The sequence below is a fragment of the Streptomyces sp. NBC_00510 genome (assembly GCA_036013505.1).
Lineage (GTDB): Bacteria > Actinomycetota > Actinomycetes > Streptomycetales > Streptomycetaceae > Actinacidiphila.
On record CP107851.1, the window covers coordinates 6,210,002 to 6,225,547 of the forward strand.

Annotated in this window: 12 protein-coding genes; 8 read left to right on the forward strand and 4 right to left on the reverse strand. The window is 70.2% G+C overall.

Annotation, left to right across the window (positions count from 1 at the left end; translation table 11 throughout):
* Positions 1 to 127: 127 nt before the first annotated feature.
* From OG937_28060 to OG937_28075, 4 genes are all read left to right on the forward strand, one after another.
* Complete coding sequence (locus tag OG937_28060; GenBank protein ID WUD75272.1) at positions 128 to 1,795, forward strand: dynamin family protein; 1,668 nt, start codon at positions 128 to 130, stop codon at positions 1,793 to 1,795.
* 4 nt (positions 1,796 to 1,799) lie between these two features.
* A complete protein-coding gene (locus tag OG937_28065; GenBank protein WUD75273.1) occupies positions 1,800 to 3,398 on the forward strand; it encodes a 50S ribosome-binding GTPase in 1,599 nt (532 codons plus the stop codon).
* Between the two features lie 114 nt (positions 3,399 to 3,512).
* Complete coding sequence (gene ssb, locus OG937_28070) at positions 3,513 to 3,956, forward strand: single-stranded DNA-binding protein (protein ID WUD75274.1); 444 nt, start codon at positions 3,513 to 3,515, stop codon at positions 3,954 to 3,956.
* A 233-nt stretch (positions 3,957 to 4,189) separates the two neighbouring features.
* A complete protein-coding gene (locus OG937_28075; GenBank protein ID WUD75275.1) occupies positions 4,190 to 5,599 on the forward strand; it encodes a Cys-Gln thioester bond-forming surface protein in 1,410 nt (469 codons plus the stop codon).
* Between the two features lie 288 nt (positions 5,600 to 5,887).
* Here the strand turns inward: OG937_28075 and OG937_28080 are convergent, their stop codons facing one another.
* Positions 5,888 to 6,904: a DNA-directed RNA polymerase subunit alpha gene (locus tag OG937_28080; GenBank protein ID WUD75276.1), complete on the reverse strand. Its 1,017-nt coding sequence runs from the start codon at positions 6,902 to 6,904 to the stop codon at positions 5,888 to 5,890.
* A gap of 207 nt (positions 6,905 to 7,111) precedes the next feature.
* On the opposite strand from OG937_28080, the gene OG937_28085 reads away from it, so the two are divergent.
* Positions 7,112 to 7,333: a hypothetical protein gene (locus OG937_28085; GenBank protein ID WUD75277.1), complete on the forward strand. Its 222-nt coding sequence runs from the start codon at positions 7,112 to 7,114 to the stop codon at positions 7,331 to 7,333.
* Between the two features lie 316 nt (positions 7,334 to 7,649).
* Here OG937_28085 and OG937_28090 read toward each other — a convergent pair whose 3' ends face one another.
* The gene (locus OG937_28090; protein ID WUD75278.1) at positions 7,650 to 8,450 is read right to left on the reverse strand and encodes an SDR family oxidoreductase; all 801 of its coding nucleotides are present in this window, start codon (positions 8,448 to 8,450) and stop codon (positions 7,650 to 7,652) included.
* Between the two features lie 480 nt (positions 8,451 to 8,930).
* The gene (locus OG937_28095) at positions 8,931 to 9,524 is read right to left on the reverse strand and encodes a TetR/AcrR family transcriptional regulator (GenBank protein WUD75279.1); all 594 of its coding nucleotides are present in this window, start codon (positions 9,522 to 9,524) and stop codon (positions 8,931 to 8,933) included.
* Between the two features lie 243 nt (positions 9,525 to 9,767).
* Between OG937_28095 and OG937_28100 the strand changes: the two genes are divergently transcribed.
* The 3 genes from OG937_28100 to OG937_28110 all read left to right on the forward strand — a co-directional run bounded on the left by OG937_28100 (position 9,768) and on the right by OG937_28110 (position 13,153).
* Positions 9,768 to 11,345 carry an MFS transporter gene (locus OG937_28100; GenBank protein ID WUD78908.1) on the forward strand — a complete coding sequence of 526 codons (1,578 nt, stop codon included), beginning with the start codon at positions 9,768 to 9,770 and terminating at the stop codon, positions 11,343 to 11,345.
* A gap of 191 nt (positions 11,346 to 11,536) precedes the next feature.
* Positions 11,537 to 12,439, forward strand: a complete 903-nt coding sequence (locus OG937_28105; protein WUD75280.1) for an NmrA family NAD(P)-binding protein — start codon at positions 11,537 to 11,539, stop codon at positions 12,437 to 12,439.
* Between the two features lie 378 nt (positions 12,440 to 12,817).
* Positions 12,818 to 13,153, forward strand: coding sequence for a VOC family protein (locus OG937_28110; GenBank protein ID WUD78909.1), 336 nt, complete (start codon positions 12,818 to 12,820; stop codon positions 13,151 to 13,153).
* Between the two features lie 748 nt (positions 13,154 to 13,901).
* Here OG937_28110 and OG937_28115 read toward each other — a convergent pair.
* A complete protein-coding gene (locus OG937_28115; GenBank protein WUD75281.1) occupies positions 13,902 to 15,203 on the reverse strand; it encodes an ice-binding family protein in 1,302 nt (433 codons plus the stop codon).
* Positions 15,204 to 15,546 lie beyond the last annotated feature (343 nt).

Consider the following 15,546-nt stretch of genomic DNA (forward strand, 5'->3'; position numbering starts at 1 on the left):
CGCCTCAGCCGACGGCTGTTGTGCACTCGTTATGCCGGTGTCTCTTCCGGCCCTTCCGTCCCGTTCCGGCCTTCTTGCGGGCCGAAAGACGTGAACTAGGCGGAATACGCTTCAAAAACCCATCAAAATGGGGCATTCTGCCACTGTGGCGATCTTGGATGTACGGCCCGAACTCCTCGACGCGCTGTCGGCGCTGCGCGACCGCGTCGCGGACGCGCGCTTTCCCCTCCCCCTTCCCGGAGCCGAGCGGGCCCGCCGCACACGTCAAGAGCTGCTGGCGCAGCTCGACGACTACCTGGTGCCCCGGCTGAAGGCGCCCGAAGCGCCGCTGCTGGCCGTGGTGGGCGGTTCGACGGGAGCGGGGAAGTCCACGCTCGTGAACTCGCTGATCGGGCGGCGGGTGAGTGACGCGGGCGTGCTGCGTCCCACGACGCGCACACCGGTGCTGGTGTGCCACCCCCAGGACCGCGCGTGGTTCGCCGATCCGCGGGTGCTGCCGGGCCTGGCCCGCGCCTGGGCACCGCGCCCCAGGACCGCGGCCGACGCCGACGGGGAGGAGAGGCCGGACGGGAACGACGAGGAACGCGAGGCGGAGGAGACCAGGCTGTGGCTGCGCCTGGAGACCGACGACACGCTGCCGCGCGGACTCGCCCTGCTGGACGCGCCCGACATCGACTCCCTCGTCTCCCGCAACCGCGAGCTCGCCGCAGAACTGCTCTGCGCGGCCGACATCTGGATCCTGGTGACCACCGCGTCGCGCTACGCCGACGCCGTGCCCTGGCACCTGCTGCGTACGGCCAAGGAGTACGACGTCACCCTGGCCACCGTCCTGGACCGGGTGCCGCACCAGATCGCCGAGGACGTCTCGCAGCACTACGCGGCCCTGCTGACCCGGGCCGGGCTCGGGGACGTGCCGCGGTTCACCGTCCCGGAACTGCCCGAGTCCGCGGGGGCCGGCGGGCTGCTGCCGCACACCGCGGTGGCGGCGCTCGGCAGCTGGCTCGCGCACTGCGCCGAGGACCCGGCCGCGCGGCACCAGGCGGCACGGCGCACCGTGTCCGGGGTGCTCGGCTCGCTCGGCAACCGGCTCCCGGAGCTGGCCGGCGCCTCGGCCGCGCAGCACGCCGCCGCGGTACGTCTGACCCGCCACGTGGACAAGGCCTACGACGAGGCCGAGTCGCGCGTGCAGGAGGCCGTCGGCGCCGGGGCGCTGCTCGCCGGGGACGCCCTGGCCAGCTGGCGCGGCTACCCCGACTGCGGTCCTGCGGCCCTGCTGTGCGCCCTCGCCGAGAGCCTGGCGGTCCAGCTGCGCACCGAGGTCGCGACGGCGGACGAGCGGACCCTCGACGCCTGGCGTGGCGACCGCGCGGGCGCCGTCCTGACGGAGGACGCCGACCCGGAGGCGGCCGCCGACGACGCCGCCGAGCGGATCGAGGACGCCGTCGACACCTGGGGGTTCACGGTGAACCGCCTCGCGCACCAGTCGGTGCACGGCAGCGCGGAGGGCGTCGACCCGCAGCACGCGGCGGCACTGATCGCGGTCGCCGTGCTCGGCGGCCGCAAGGGCACGGTCGCGGGCGAGCGGCTCGCCTCCCTGGTCGGCGCGCAGGCGGCGCTGCGGGCGGGCGACCGGGCGCGCGAGGAGCTGGACCGGCTCGTCGGCGACGTGCTCGACGCGGAGCGGGAACTGCGGGCGCTCCCGGTGGACGCGCTGGATGTGACGGCGGCCCAGCAGGCGTCGCTGATCGCGGAGCTTTCGGTCGTGCAGAAGTCGTACGGACTCCAGGAGAGGTGATCAGGTGCTCACAGAGCGGGTGGACGCCCTGTCGGAACTGCTCGGGCTGTCGCGCACCCGCGTGAGCCACGAGGCGCTCGACGGGGCCGGGGAACTGCTGGAACGGGTCGGCGACCGGCGCCGGCTCTCCGCGGACCACACGGTGGTGGCGCTGGCGGGGGCGACGGGCAGCGGGAAGTCGTCCCTGTTCAACGCGCTGACCGGCCTGGAACTGTCGCGGATCGGCGTCCGCCGGCCCACCACCTCGGCGCCGGTCGCCTGTGCCTGGGACCCCCGGGGCGCCTCCGGGCTGCTGGACCGGCTCGGCATCGGCCCCAAGGCGCGGTTCGCCCGGCACAGCGCCCTGGACGCGGTGGCGGAACGGACGGACGACGGGCCCGCCGGCCTGGTCCTGCTCGACCTGCCGGACCACGACTCGGCGGCGACCGCCCACCGCGACCAGGTGGACCGGGTGCTGAAGCTCGTCGACGTGATCGTGTGGGTGCTCGACCCGGAGAAGTACGCGGACGCGGCGCTGCACGAGCGCTACCTGCGGCCGCTGGCCGGGCACGCCGACGTGACCGTCGTCGTCCTCAACCAGATCGACCGGCTCCCGGAGGAGGCCGTCGAGCAGGTCCTGGACGACCTGCGGCGGCTGCTCGACGACGACGGGCTCGCCGTCGGCGAGCACGGCGAGGACGGCGCCATGGTGCTGGCCACCTCGGCGCTGAACGGTGACGGCGTGCCGGAGCTGCGGGCGGCCATCGGCCAGGTCGTGGCGGAGCGCGCGGCTGCGAGCCGGCGGTTGTCCGCGGACGTGGACGGGCTCGCCGAGCGGCTGCGGCCGCTGTACGTCGCCGAGGGGATGACGGGGCTCACCGACCGGTCCCGCGAGGACTTCACGGCGAGCCTCGCCCACGCCGTGGGCGCCGCGGCGGCGGGCCGGGTGGCGGAGCGCACCTGGGCCAGGGCCGCCGAGGAGGCGTGCGGCACTCCGTGGCGGCGGCTGCGCCGCGGACGCGGCGTCGGTCTGCGCGACGGCGCCCTCGACGGCCGCCGTCCGGCGCTGTCGGCGTCCCGTGCGTCGGTCGACGAGGCGGTGCGCGCGGTCGCGGCGGAGGCCGTCGAGGGGTTGCCCGCTCCCTGGGCGCAGGCGGTACGGGAAGCCGCGCGCCGCGGTGGCCGCACGCTCCCGGAGGCGCTGGACGCGACGGTGGAGCGGGTGGCGCCGGACGAGCCGCTGCGCCCCCGGTGGTGGACGGTGGTCGGTACGGCGCAGTGGCTGCTGGCGCTGCTCGCGACGGTGGCGCTGGCGTCGGGGATCGTGACGGCGGCAGGCGCGTTGCGGCTGCCGTGGTGGCTGCCGCCCGCGCTGCTGGCCGTGGGCGCACTGGGCGGTCCGCTGCTCACCCGGGTGAGCCGGTTCGCGGCCCGCGGCCCGGCCCGGCGGCACGGCCAGGCCGCGGAGCGGCGGATGGCCGACGCGGCGGCCGACTGCGGGCGGGCGCGGGTGCTGGAACCGCTGGCGGCGGAATTGCTGCGCTACCGGGAAGTGCGGGAACAGTACGGGGTGCTCTCTGGAAACCACTTCCGGGTGACGGAGTTGTCCACAACAGGCCAGTAATCCACAGGTTGAATCCCATTTCTCCACGGAGGGCGCGGCGGGCGCACCATGGAGCCATCGCGGGGCCGGCGGCAGGGGGCCGCCGGCCGGCGACGGCAACGGGGAGCATCGGCAATGAACGAGACACTGGTCACCGTCGTGGGGAATGTCGCGACCAGGCCGGAATTCCGGAAGACGCCCACGGGCGTGCCGGTCGCCAGGTTCCGGCTGGCGACGACCGCGCGCCGCTGGGACCGGGAGCGCGGCGGCTGGTCCGACGGGCACACCAGCTTCTACACGGTGTGGGCCTGGCGGCAGCTGGGGGAGAACGTGGTGGCATCGGTCGGGGTCGGCGAACCGCTGCTCGTCCAGGGACGCCTGAGGGTGCGTGAGGAGGAGCGCGACGGCCAGCGCTGGATCTCCGCCGACGTCGACGCGATCGCCTGCGGCCACGATCTGACGCGCGGCACCTCGGCGTTCCGGCGGGTGTCCGTGGGCCGCCCGGAACTGATGGTTCCGAATTCCGCCGCGGGTGCCGGGGAGCCGCTCGCTGATCCGCTGGCCGCCCTGTCCGGATAAGCCGGACAGCTGGGCATTCGCCCGGTGGTAAAACGTCGATGATTTATCGACAATTTCACGTCTATGCCTACGCGCGGGTAACGATTGCGATTCGAATACCCGGGCGGCCGTGAATCCTGGTGGCTTTGGTGCGGTTGGTTCCTAGGATTCTGCGGAACCCCGGCTTTCCGCGGGGATCCACAGCTGTCGGCGAGGTGTACCCCCACGACCAGCCTCGCCCGGAGGGGAAATTCATGTTCACTGTACGGAGGCGGGGAGCTGCCCGTCTTGCCGTAGCGATGGTGGCCTCAGGCCTCCTCGCCGCGGGTTCCATAGCCGTTGCCGGGTCCGCCATCGCGGACGACGCGACCCCCACCGCGCCCGGTGCGACGGCGACGCTCGGCGGTCTGAAGACCTTCGGCGAGGCCGTCATCAATGAAGGCGGCAAGGAGGACCCGGTCAGCGCCGGACTCTTCGAGATGTCCGTCGAGGGCGGTGGCACGATCCAGACGTACTGCATCGACCTGCACAACCCGACCCAGGACAACGCCGCCTACAAGGAGGTCTCCTGGGACGAGTCGAGCCTCCACGACAACGCGGACGCCGGCAAGATCAACTGGATTCTGCAGAACTCCTACCCGCAGGTGAACGACCTCGCGGCGCTGCAGAAGACCGCGGCCCTGTCCGGCCCCCTCACCGACAAGCTCGCCGCCGCGGGTACCCAGGTGGCCATCTGGCGCTTCTCCGACAAGGCCGACGTGACGGCGGTCGACCCGGTCGCCGAGGAGCTCGCGGACTGGCTGGAGGACCACGCCAAGGACCTCCGGGAGCCCGCGGCGTCGCTGACCCTCGACCCGCCGGCGGTCTCCGGCAAGGCCGGTGACCTGCTCGGTCCGATCACCGTCCACACCAACGCCTCCACCGTCCAGGTGAGCCCCGCGCCCAGCAACCCCTCCGGCGTCAAGGTCACCGACAAGAACGGCACCGCGGTCACCTCCGCCAAGGACGGCGACGAGGTCTACTTCGACGTCGAGGCCGGCACCCCCGACGGCACGACCTCGCTGACCGCCACCGCGAACACCAAGCTCCCGGTCGGCCGCGCGTTCACGGGCGTCAACAGCACCACGCAGGTCCAGATCCTCGCCGGCTCCAGCGACAGCTCCGTCTCCGCGACGGCCACCGGCACCTGGGCCGCCAAGGGCCCGATCCCGGCGGTCTCCGCCGAGGTCAACTGCGCCAAGAACGGCCTGGACGTGACGGCCGCCAACGAGGGTGACAAGCCGTTCACCTTCACGCTGGCCGACAAGGAGTACACGGTCGAGGCCGGAAAGTCCGAGACCATCACCGTGCCGGTGGCCGAGGACCAGCACTACAAGGTCACCATCACCGGCCCCGAGGGCTTCGAGAAGACCTTCGAGGGCGTCCTCGACTGCGAGACCGCCGGCAACGGCGGTGGCACCCCGTCCTCCTCGCCCAGCCCGGCCACGGCCGGCGGCTCCGAGGGCACCGGTGACACCGGCTCCACCACCGGCGGCGACCTCGCCGAGACCGGTTCGAGCAGCGCCACCCCGGTGATCGCCGGCATCGCGATCGCCCTGGTCGTCCTCGGTGGCGGCGCGGTCTTCTTCCTCCGCAAGAAGAAGGCGGCCCCGTCCGCCGAGTGAGCTGACACCACTGGCCGCTCCTGAGTGAAGGGGGCGGAGGTCGACAGACCTCCGCCCCCTTCGCCGTTCCGCGGCACGCACGGACGCCCGGAACAGGTCTGCGGGTCCACCCCGACCGCGGACAGCGGCTTGGCGGCGCCGCCGCATGAGCCGACGATCAGGCGTCGTTCGACATCTGGTCGGGGGTGCGGGCGGGTCCGCGTGGGCGACGAGGCCGAGTGCGACCGGGGCGGTGCCGCGACGTCCCCCTCGGAGTGATCTCCGAGGGGGACGCCACGTGGCACGGGCTCAGTACTGTTCGGTCTCCACGAAACCGGCGTCCGCGCCGTCGTCCGCGCCGAAGGCGGCGGCGGTCGGGTCGAATCCGGGCGGGCTGTCCTTGAGGGCCAGGCCCAGGCCGGCCAGCTTCGCCTTGACCTCGTCGATCGACTTCGCACCGAAGTTGCGGATGTCGAGCAGGTCGGCCTCGGAGCGCGCCAGCAGCTCACCCACCGAGTGAACGCCCTCGCGCTTGAGGCAGTTGTAGGAACGGACGGTGAGCTCGAGCTCCTCGATCGGCAGCGCCATGTCGGCGGCGAGCGCGGCGTCCGTGGGGGACGGGCCCATGTCGATGCCCTCGGCGTCGACGTTCAGCTCGCGGGCGAGACCGAACAGCTCGACGAGGGTCTTGCCGGCCGAGGCCATGGCGTCGCGGGGACGCATGGCCTGCTTGGTCTCGACGTCGACGATCAGCTTGTCGAAGTCGGTGCGCTGCTCGACACGGGTCGCCTCGACCTTGTAGGTGACCTTGAGCACGGGGCTGTAGATGGAGTCGACCGGGATGCGGCCGATCTCCTGGCCCTGCTGCTTGTTCTGGACGGCCGAGACGTAGCCGCGACCGCGCTCGACGGTCAGCTCCACCTCCAGCTTGCCCTTGCCGTTCAGGGTGGCCAGGACGAGGTCGGGGTTGTGCACCTCGACTCCGGCCGGGGGCGCGATGTCGGCGGCGGTGACGACGCCGGGGCCCTGCTTGCGCAGGTACATCACGACGGGCTCGTCGTGCTCCGAGGAGACGACGAGCTGCTTGATGTTGAGGATGAGGTCGGTGACGTCCTCCTTGACACCCGGCACGGTGGTGAACTCGTGCAGGACGCCGTCGACCCGGATCGAGGTGACGGCGGCACCCGGGATCGACGACAGGAGGGTGCGGCGGAGCGAGTTGCCGAGGGTGTAGCCGAAGCCCGGCTCCAGCGGCTCGATCACGAACCGGGAACGGAACTCGTCGACGACCTCTTCGGTCAGTGAGGGACGCTGAGCAATCAGCACGGGGTATTGCCTCCAGTGTTTGGCGCCCGCTATGTGACGCCGTAGACACCATGAAGGGTACGGGTGCTACGGCCTCCCGCGTGGCTGACCCGCCCGTCCGCCGGTCGGTCGGCGGCCCGGCGCCTGCTGGCGCCGAGTACAACGATCAGCTATCCGTGCCCCCGAGAGTCAGCCACTGGGGCATTTCGTGGGTGCATACTGGGGGCAATGACTAAGCCTGCTGCACCGAAGCGTCATTTGCCCACCAGCCCCTTCAAGGCCCCGGTCGCGCCCGCTCCCAAGCACTTCGCGGTGGGCGACCAGGTCACGCACGACATTCACGGTCTCGGTCGGGTCGTCGACGTCGACGAGGGAACCGCGGTGATCGTGGATTTCGGCTCGGCGCAAATGCGGATCTTGAGCCCGTACAGCAAGATGACCAAGCTGTAGGACCGCTGTGCCGGGTCTCGGCACGCCAGGGCCCTTCAGGGGGTCCTGTTTTACGAAAGGGAAACCTCTCATCGATGTGACGTCGCTGTTCTCCGCCCCGGAAGGGCAACCCCGCGGTACCACCGCAGCGTCGCCGTCTCCGACGACGAACCCCTTCCAGGCCCCGGACTTCGGGGAAGACGAGACCTTCGCTCCCGAGGACGTAGAGGAGCCTGCCCCGGGCATGCGTGCCCCGCGGCCCAAGGGCAGGTAGCTCCCACGAGTGCCGGCGGTTCTGCCGGCACGCAGCGGGACGACCACGGAACCAGGCCCGGACTCAGCCGCTGACGGATCCGCAGCTGAGGTTGACCACGGTTCCCGTGATGGCGCCCGCCCGGTCGGAGGCCATGAAAGCGGCCGTCTCCGCGACTTCGGCCAGCTTCGGCAGCCGGCGCAGCGCCGTGCCGCGTTCCATGTAGGCCTTCACCGTGGGGCTGTCCTCGGGATCGGGCTCGGCGTCGTCGATCATGCCCCAGGACACCCAGGCCTCCGGGATGCCGTCCGGACGCAGGCAGACGACACGTACGCCGCGCGGTCCGACCTCACCGGCCAGGTGCCGGGAGAGCAGTTCCACGGCGCCGCAGGCGACACCGAAGCCCCCGGTGGCGTGGAAGCCCTGGTCCCGGCCGGAGAGGTGGGCTGCCGCCGTGGAGAAGGTCACGATGACGCCCGAGCCCTGTTCGGCCATGTACCGGGCCGCGGTCGTCGCGGTGACGAAGTTGGCGGTGGCCGCGGTGGTGATCGGCGTCAGGAAGTCGTCCACGGACATACCGGTCAGTGGCGTGCCCTGCAGGTCACCGCGGATGCTGACCGCGTTCACGGAGACGTCGAGCCGGCCCGTCGTCCGGACCACCTCGGCGGCGTGCCGCTCGACCGCCTCCCGGTCGAGCGCGTCGACCTGCGCGACGTCGGCCCGGCCGCCGGCGGACTCGATTTCCTCGGCCAGCTCCTTCAGCCCGGCGAGCCTGCGACCGGTGAGGAAGACCCGTGCTCCCTCGCGGCCGAAGGTCCGGGCCACGGTCCGCCCGACCGCACCGCCCGCGCCGTAGACGACTGCGGTCTTGTGCTCCAGCAGCATGTCCGGTCCCCCTGATCAGAGTCTGTTTGTCGATCGTGCGGGCACCTTAGACGCCGGTACTGACAGAGGGGCTCCCATGTGCGGTGGCCGTCGAATGCGTGTACGAGTCGCCTCCGGTTCCGGCGCGCCCGCGGAGCCGGCCGGAAGCGTGAGCGAGGTCGCCCGGGTACTCGTTTCCGCCCAGGGGTGGACGGCTGGCAAGATGGGGTGTTACTTGCCGGGGGGCGCGAAAAGGCCCCTCACCAGCAGGTTTCCCGCCGATGAGGGGCCGTGTCAGGCAGCCTGGGCCGTGCCTGGGCCGTCGTCGGTTCTGCCGGCGGCCCGGTACATGCTGCGGAACGCGGCAGCCGGAGGCAGGACGGGGCCGCCTGTCGCGGGGTCTCCTGGCAGGCCGACTAAGGTCTGGCCCGAATTTCTGGAGCGGGTGTCGCCCCTGCAAGTTGAGCCCGTCTCGGGGTCGGCTCTAGGCCGTTGGCTCGGTCACTGCGCTACGGCCGTGTCGGACCGTCCGCTGACGTTCTTGGCGAGAGCGGTGCGTGCGGCCTGCAGTAGCTCTTCGGAGATCGGGTTGCCCCGGGTGGCGCGGGCAAGGACAAGGGCACCGACCATGGTGCAGAGCTGGGCCATGCCGTCGTCGTCGCCGGTGGCCAGCCGAGCGGCGCGGTTCCGTACACCCTTGATGTAAGCCTGCTGGGAGCGGGCGGCCTGGTCGAAGTCGCGCCCCAGGTCGGCGGCGAATCCGGAGACGGGGCAGCCGTCGCCGGCGTGATCGCGGTGCCAGATCGAGAGGTACTGCTCGATCAGCGTCCTGCGGGCGGCCTCGGGGTCCTCGGTCTGTTCCTCGGGCGTCACCGGTGAGTGCGCCGCCGGATCCGCGAAGGCGTGGGCGATGGCGGTGTCGACCAGGTCCTCCTTGGAAGTGAACTGCTTGTAGAACGCGCCATGGGTGAGCCCGACGGCTTTCATCAGGTCGGCGATGCTGACCGCGGTGCCCTTCTCACGGAACATCCGGGAGGCGGTGGCCACGACGTGCTGCCGGTTCTCCTGTGCTTGCGCCTTGGACACGCGGCCCACGGAATCACCCTCCTCGAATGGCTGTCACTTGTCATCTATCTTAACGTGTGTTTAGTTGTATTGCGACAGCTATTTTGCGTCGACGGGATCCCGGCAGGTCATGCAGGGCCCTGAGCTGTCTCCCTGCCCGAGGCCGGCGGCGTCCGTCCCGCAATCGCAGCACTACCGAAAGCACTGGAGACCTCTGTGGCGCCACCGCCCACCCCCACCGAGTCCTCGGCACCCGCGGAGCCCCCGTCGCCCGTGCCGCCTGCCCAGCGACGGAGCGTTTCCGAGGCGGTCCACCGCCGGCGCTGGGCGACCCTGGTCGTGCTGTCGTGCAGCCTCTTGGTGGTGATGCTGGACAACTCGATCCTCAACGTGGCGATGAAGGTCATTGCCGAGCCGGCTCCCGCCGGACTCGGTTCCACCCAGAGCCAGTTGGAGTGGGCGGTCAACTCCTACACGCTGGTCTTCGCCGGGCTGCTCTTCACTGCGGGCCTGCTCGGTGACCGGCTCGGCCGCAAGAAGGTGCTGCTCTTCGGCATGCTGGTGTTCGGTGCGGGATCCGCGCTGTCCGCGTTGTCGGACTCCTCCGGGCAGCTCATAGCCTTCCGCGCCGTTATGGGCTTCGGCGGCGCCTTCATCCTGCCCGCCACCCTCGCGATCATCATGAACGTTTTCGAGCGCGAGGAGCAGCCCAAGGCCATCGGCATATGGACCGGTGTGGTCGGTTTCGCCATCGCCGCCGGCCCGATCGCGGGTGGCATCCTGCTGGAGCACTTCTGGTGGGGCTCGGTCTTCCTGGTCAATGTGCCGATCGTGCTCGCCGCCCTGGTCGCGATGGTGGCGATCGTCCCCGACTCCAAGGACCCCGGGCCCGGCAGGCTCGACCCGGTCGGCGTGCTGCTGTCGATCGCCGGTCTGGCGCTGCTGGTCTACGGCATCATCAAGGGCGGTCAGCTGGGCGACTTCACCCGGCCCGAGGTCTGGGTGACGATCCTCGGCGGTCTGGCGCTCCTGGCCGGATTCGTGGCGTACGAGGCCCATAGCGATCATCCGGCCCTCGACGTCGCCTACTTCCGCAACCGGCGGTTCTCGGCGTCCGTCGCCGCCATCGGCCTGGTCTTCTTCGCCCTCATGGGCGTCACGTTCTTCAGCGTCTTCTACAACCAGAGCGTTCGCGGCTACAGCGTCCTGCAGTCCGGTCTTCTCGTGCTGCCGCTGGCCGCCTCCCAGATGTTCTTCGCCCCGCGGGCCCGGCTGGTCGTCAACCGCTTCGGCGCCCGAGCCGTGTGCGCTACCGGCCTGGTCCTGACCGCCGTGTCCTTTGCCGGCTTTTTGGTGCTCGGCCAGGACACCCCCATCTGGGTACTGGAGGTGCTGTTCTTCCTGATGGGCGCGGGGATGGCCCATGTGATGCCGCCCGCCACCGTCATGATCATGTCGTCGCTGCCGAGACAGAAGGCCGGCTCGGGATCGGCGGTCAACAACACCTTCCGGCAGGTCGGCGGCGCCATGGGGGTCGCCGTGCTGGGGTCGCTGCTGTCCACCACCTATCGCAACGGTATCGACGGCCACCTGGGTGTACTGCCCGCCTCCGACCGGCATGCCGCAGGTGAATCCCTCCAGGCCACCCTGACTGTCGCCGAGAAGCTCGGACCGGTCGGCAGGGCGCTGGTGCGGCCCGCGAAGGACTCTTTCATCCATGCCATGCACCTCACCGCCCTAGGGTCGGCGGCCGTCGCCCTGGTCGGTGCCCTGGTCGTGCTCGCCTTCCTGCCGGGCAAGGATGCCGCTGAGGCCGTCGCCAGTGACAAGTCCCGGCGCCGGACCGTCTGATCCCGACGGTGATCCCGAACCATCCCCGCGAGACACCGGAGGCGACCACCTCCACGGGGCATCTCCGCAGTGCCGCTGCCGACACCGGGGAACTCCGCGGCACGTCGATCCGGAACCCCTCGCTGCCAGCTCTGTTGACGCTCTGATCACACCACCACTCGCCTAATCCATTCTCCGAAGGAGATCGACTGATGGTTGCCGACAACCTTGTTCTCATCCCCGGTGCCGGCGGTGTGGGCCGCACGGTCTTCGATCAATTGAGGGCTCAGCACGTGCCCGTGCGTTTCATGGTCCGTCGTGAGGACGAGCGTGCGGCCGAACTGCGGGCGCTCGGCGCAGAGGTTGTCATCGGCGACCTGACCCGGCCGGAGACGGTGGCGGCCGCACTGCAGGGCGTGACGCGGATGTACTTCGCGATGCGCGTGTCGCCGGACCACCTTCTGGCGGCAACCGTGGTGGCCTCCGTCGCGAAGGCGTACGGGAAGCTGGAGGCACTGGTCGACTTGTCGCAGATGACGGTGTCGCAGATGACCGCCACCAGCACCGCGGAGTCGCACCAGCAGCGGCTGCACTGGCTGGCGGAGCAGGTACTGAACTGGTGCGGTCTGCCCGTGGTGCACATCCGGCCGACGGCATTCCTGGACACCCCGCTCTTCACCACGATGGCGGCACGGTCGATCCAGGAGAACGGCACCATCGCGCTTCCGTTCGGCGCCGGACGGACCTCGCCGGTTGCCGTGGATGACGTCGCCCGGGTCATCGCCACCGTGCTCCGCGATCCGGCACCGCACATCGGGCAGGTCTACGAGCTCACCGGGCCGCGCTCGGTGGATATGACGGAGCTGGCCGAGGAGTTCTCGCGGGCGCTGGGCCGTCCGGTGTCCTATGTGGACGTGCCCCCGGAGAGGTGGGAGGCCCAGCTTCCGAAGCTGGGGATGCCGCCGCACCTCGAACAGCACGTCGCGACCATGGCCCAACTTCACCGGGACAACCGCTACAACCGGACCGCCGGCGGTGTCGAGCGCGTGACGGGCACACCACCCCAGTCGATCGAGGGGTTCGTGACCGCCCGAAAGGACTTCTACCTGGGCTAAACCACCCAGGCCAAGGTCGGCCCCGGGGCGACTGATGCCACGGGGTCGGCCGTGCCCCAACCTTGACTACCGGACCAGCTCTCACGCCGCCGCGTCCCTATCGGTCGTTGGCAAGCGAAGGACCGCTGCCGGTACGGAGGACGCACCAAGGACGGCAGCGGGATCGCTGTGAGGGCATGCGTAAGCGGACGGACGAAGCCAATATCGAACGTGTTACTTGCCGGGGGAGGGCGCGAAAGCCGCGCGCTCCGACGCGGGGTCGGTCCCCGCTTGAACCGACCTCGGCTTCCGGCTGTCTCTCCCCTGGCAGCATGCCGGCGATCGCCATCCAGCCGAGGAGAGCCAGTGCCTGCAACAATCGAGCTTGCCGCCATCACTGTGGACTGCGCAGATCCTGCTCCGATGGCCAACTTCTATATAGCGGCGGCCGATGGTGAACTCGTCCGAGAGGATGCCGACTCGGCTTGGGTCAAGATCGCAGGAACGTTGTGGATCTTCCGCAGGGTCGAGGACTACGTGGCCCCGTCCTGGCCCTCGCGCGCTGTACCGCAGCAGATGCACGTGGAGTACTGCGTCGACGACATCGTTGCAGCTGAGGAGAAGTTGACCGCCTTCGGCGCCACGACGGCCGAGTACCAGCCAAACCGCGCGGGCGGACTGGTGGTGATGCTCGACCCGGCCGGACACCCCTTTTGCATCGGTAGCCGGGGATGAGCGACCCAGATGCGTGCGCTGGATCTGCGATACGCCTTGTACCGAAACAAGACGATCACGCAGTGGCGCGGTAAGAGTTTCTCTACTTCATCAAGGCACCCGGCGTCGCTCACACTCCGCCGGGCGCGCGGCCGACTCCCGGCCGCGCCCACGCTCCTGCCTCCGTCCCGCTCGGCGCGCCGTCCGCCGCCGCGCGCTCACATAGGTAGGCCGAGGGGCGTGAGGTCAGAATGCGGTGGCTGGGGCGGCCGGCGCTCCGAGGCTTTACGCAGCCACCATGGGGCGAGCCTCGAAGATCGAGGCCCACATCGGGCTATTGCGGGCAGGCAAGGAGCCAGCCCGATTCGCGGCCAGCGTACGGGCCCCGATCTCTCGCCCCATGGCAGCTCCCGCGCAAACCCTCTCCGCGCCGTCCGCACGGATTGGTGCCGGTCTCGGGAGGGGAGCGGGGTTGATCGCCAGGTAGTCGGACAGCTGGCGCACCACGGTGTGGGCTCTTGGCGCCGGGGTCGTGCTCCTGATCGCCACCCGCGACGTCTACAGGCAGGTGCGGATCCGCAGAGATCGCACCTGAGACCGCGTTTGAGATCTGCCGTGCTGATGGCGGATCCCGGAGCGATTCCGGTGGGTCAGGTCGCTTGGGGGTGTGGCGATCCCGCCCCGTACCCGAGGTCGACTGACCGGGGGCACGGGGCGGTCACGCCTGCGATGGACTCATCTAGCTATGCGCCGGATGAGGACTGATCGCTTAGTCGCAGGATGTTTGCCGAGGCATGAGCGGCGCGCGCCACTCCCAAAGGCAATCCCAGTCCTCGTCATCCTTGTCGTGGCTGCCGTGATGGTGTGGGAGACAGGAGCCACAAGGGTGGTCGTCCTCGTCCGGGTAGTCGCCGTGGTCCGGGTATCCGGGCCCGGCGGGTCCGGGAGGCCCGGGAGGCCCGGGAGGCCCGGCGGGTCCAGCGGGCCCGGGGGCGCCGGGAGCACCGGGAGCGCCGTCAGTACCGGGGGCGCCGGGGGCACCGGGGGCACCGTCAGCGCCGGGGGCACCGGGGGCACCGGGGGCACCGTCAGCGCCGGGAGCGCCGGGAGCGCCGGGAGCACCGTCAGTACCGTCAGTACCGTCAGTACCGTCAGTACCGTCAGTACCGGGAGCGCCGGGAGCGCCGGGAGCGCCGGGAGCGCCGGGAGCGCCGGGAGCGCCGGGAGCGCCGGGAGCACCGGGAGCACCGGGGGCGCCGGGAGCGCCGGGGGCGCCGGGAGGCCCGGGCGGGCCAGAAGGCTCGGGCGGGGGGATGACTCCGCAGGCCCGCCGCGTGATGGTGTTGCTGTCCAGCGTAACTGCGCCATTACGCGCAAGGAGTCGGCCTTCGACCGTCGCGCCGGTATTTGCCGTGATCGAGGTCAGGGCCAGAATGGTGCCCTGGAAGGCGGTACCGGTCCCAAGGGTGGCCGAGCTGCCCACCTTCCAGAACACGTTGCAGGGATTCGCCCCGTTGATGAGGTTGACACTGCTGTTCGAACCTGTGACCAGGGTCGTGGCAGTCTGGAAGATGAAGACGGCGTCGGGGTTGTTCTGTCCGTCGAGAGTGAGGGTGCCGTTGATCTCATAGGTCCCGTTCGTGTAGACGCCTGGTAGCAACGTCTCCCCGCCGAGTTCGACCGCATCGGGCATGGGCCCCGTCGTCGCTCGGCCGGCCGCGTCGACATACGCAGCGCCCAGGTCATTCTGGGCCTGGAGGGCGCCTCCGCCGACGCGAACCACGCCGTTGACGATTCCGGGTGGAAAGCCTGTCACCGCGAAGCCGGGGCTGACACCTATGTCGCCGTTGACAACGCTTGGGCCCGTATTGGTGACCGTCGTACCGGCCAGGATGGCGTAACTGGTAGCCGTCCCCAGCCCCACGGGGGCTTCCGCCGCATGCGCTGCGTTTGCGAGCACGCTGACCGTCGTCAGCAACGCCAGTGCGGGAATCGTAGTGAGGGTCGCCTTGAGCCGAGCACGTCTCCGCACCCGGCCTATATGGGAGGGCGGAATTGCAACCAATTCCATAGGACAAGACCTTTCTTGTCGCTGTTGCGCTGCCCCAGCAAGGGGGCGCCGAGATTACGAAGTGAGCTCGGGTCAGGGCTGCAACTCTCATTTGGCATCGAGACGTCGAGGACTCAACCCCCAAGGGGGCCCCGATGCTCTCACTCGCCGAGGATGCAAACGTGCCCATCACTCACGGGGCAGAACCTAGTAAAAAACAGATATGGTGCGCAAAGATGTAAAGAGCCAAAAGGGGCATGGTGGGTCGCTAATTCATTCCACTGGCGGTGTCTGGTGGCATACGCCAGCCCGATCAGGTTGAGTGTCCGGCCCTGAATCCATCCCGATCGACAGGCCGATATCA

Coding starts and splice junctions, on each gene's coding strand:
- OG937_28060 (WUD75272.1), top strand. CDS start 128: ATGGGGCATTCTGCCACTGTGGCGATCTTGGATGTACGGCCCGAACTC.
- ssb (WUD75274.1), top strand. CDS start 3,513: ATGAACGAGACACTGGTCACCGTCGTGGGGAATGTCGCGACCAGGCCG.
- OG937_28075 (WUD75275.1), top strand. CDS start 4,190: ATGTTCACTGTACGGAGGCGGGGAGCTGCCCGTCTTGCCGTAGCGATG.
- OG937_28085 (WUD75277.1), top strand. CDS start 7,112: ATGACTAAGCCTGCTGCACCGAAGCGTCATTTGCCCACCAGCCCCTTC.
- OG937_28090 (WUD75278.1), bottom strand. CDS start 8,450: ATGCTGCTGGAGCACAAGACCGCAGTCGTCTACGGCGCGGGCGGTGCG.
- OG937_28105 (WUD75280.1), top strand. CDS start 11,537: ATGGTTGCCGACAACCTTGTTCTCATCCCCGGTGCCGGCGGTGTGGGC.
- OG937_28115 (WUD75281.1), bottom strand. CDS start 15,203: ATGGAATTGGTTGCAATTCCGCCCTCCCATATAGGCCGGGTGCGGAGA.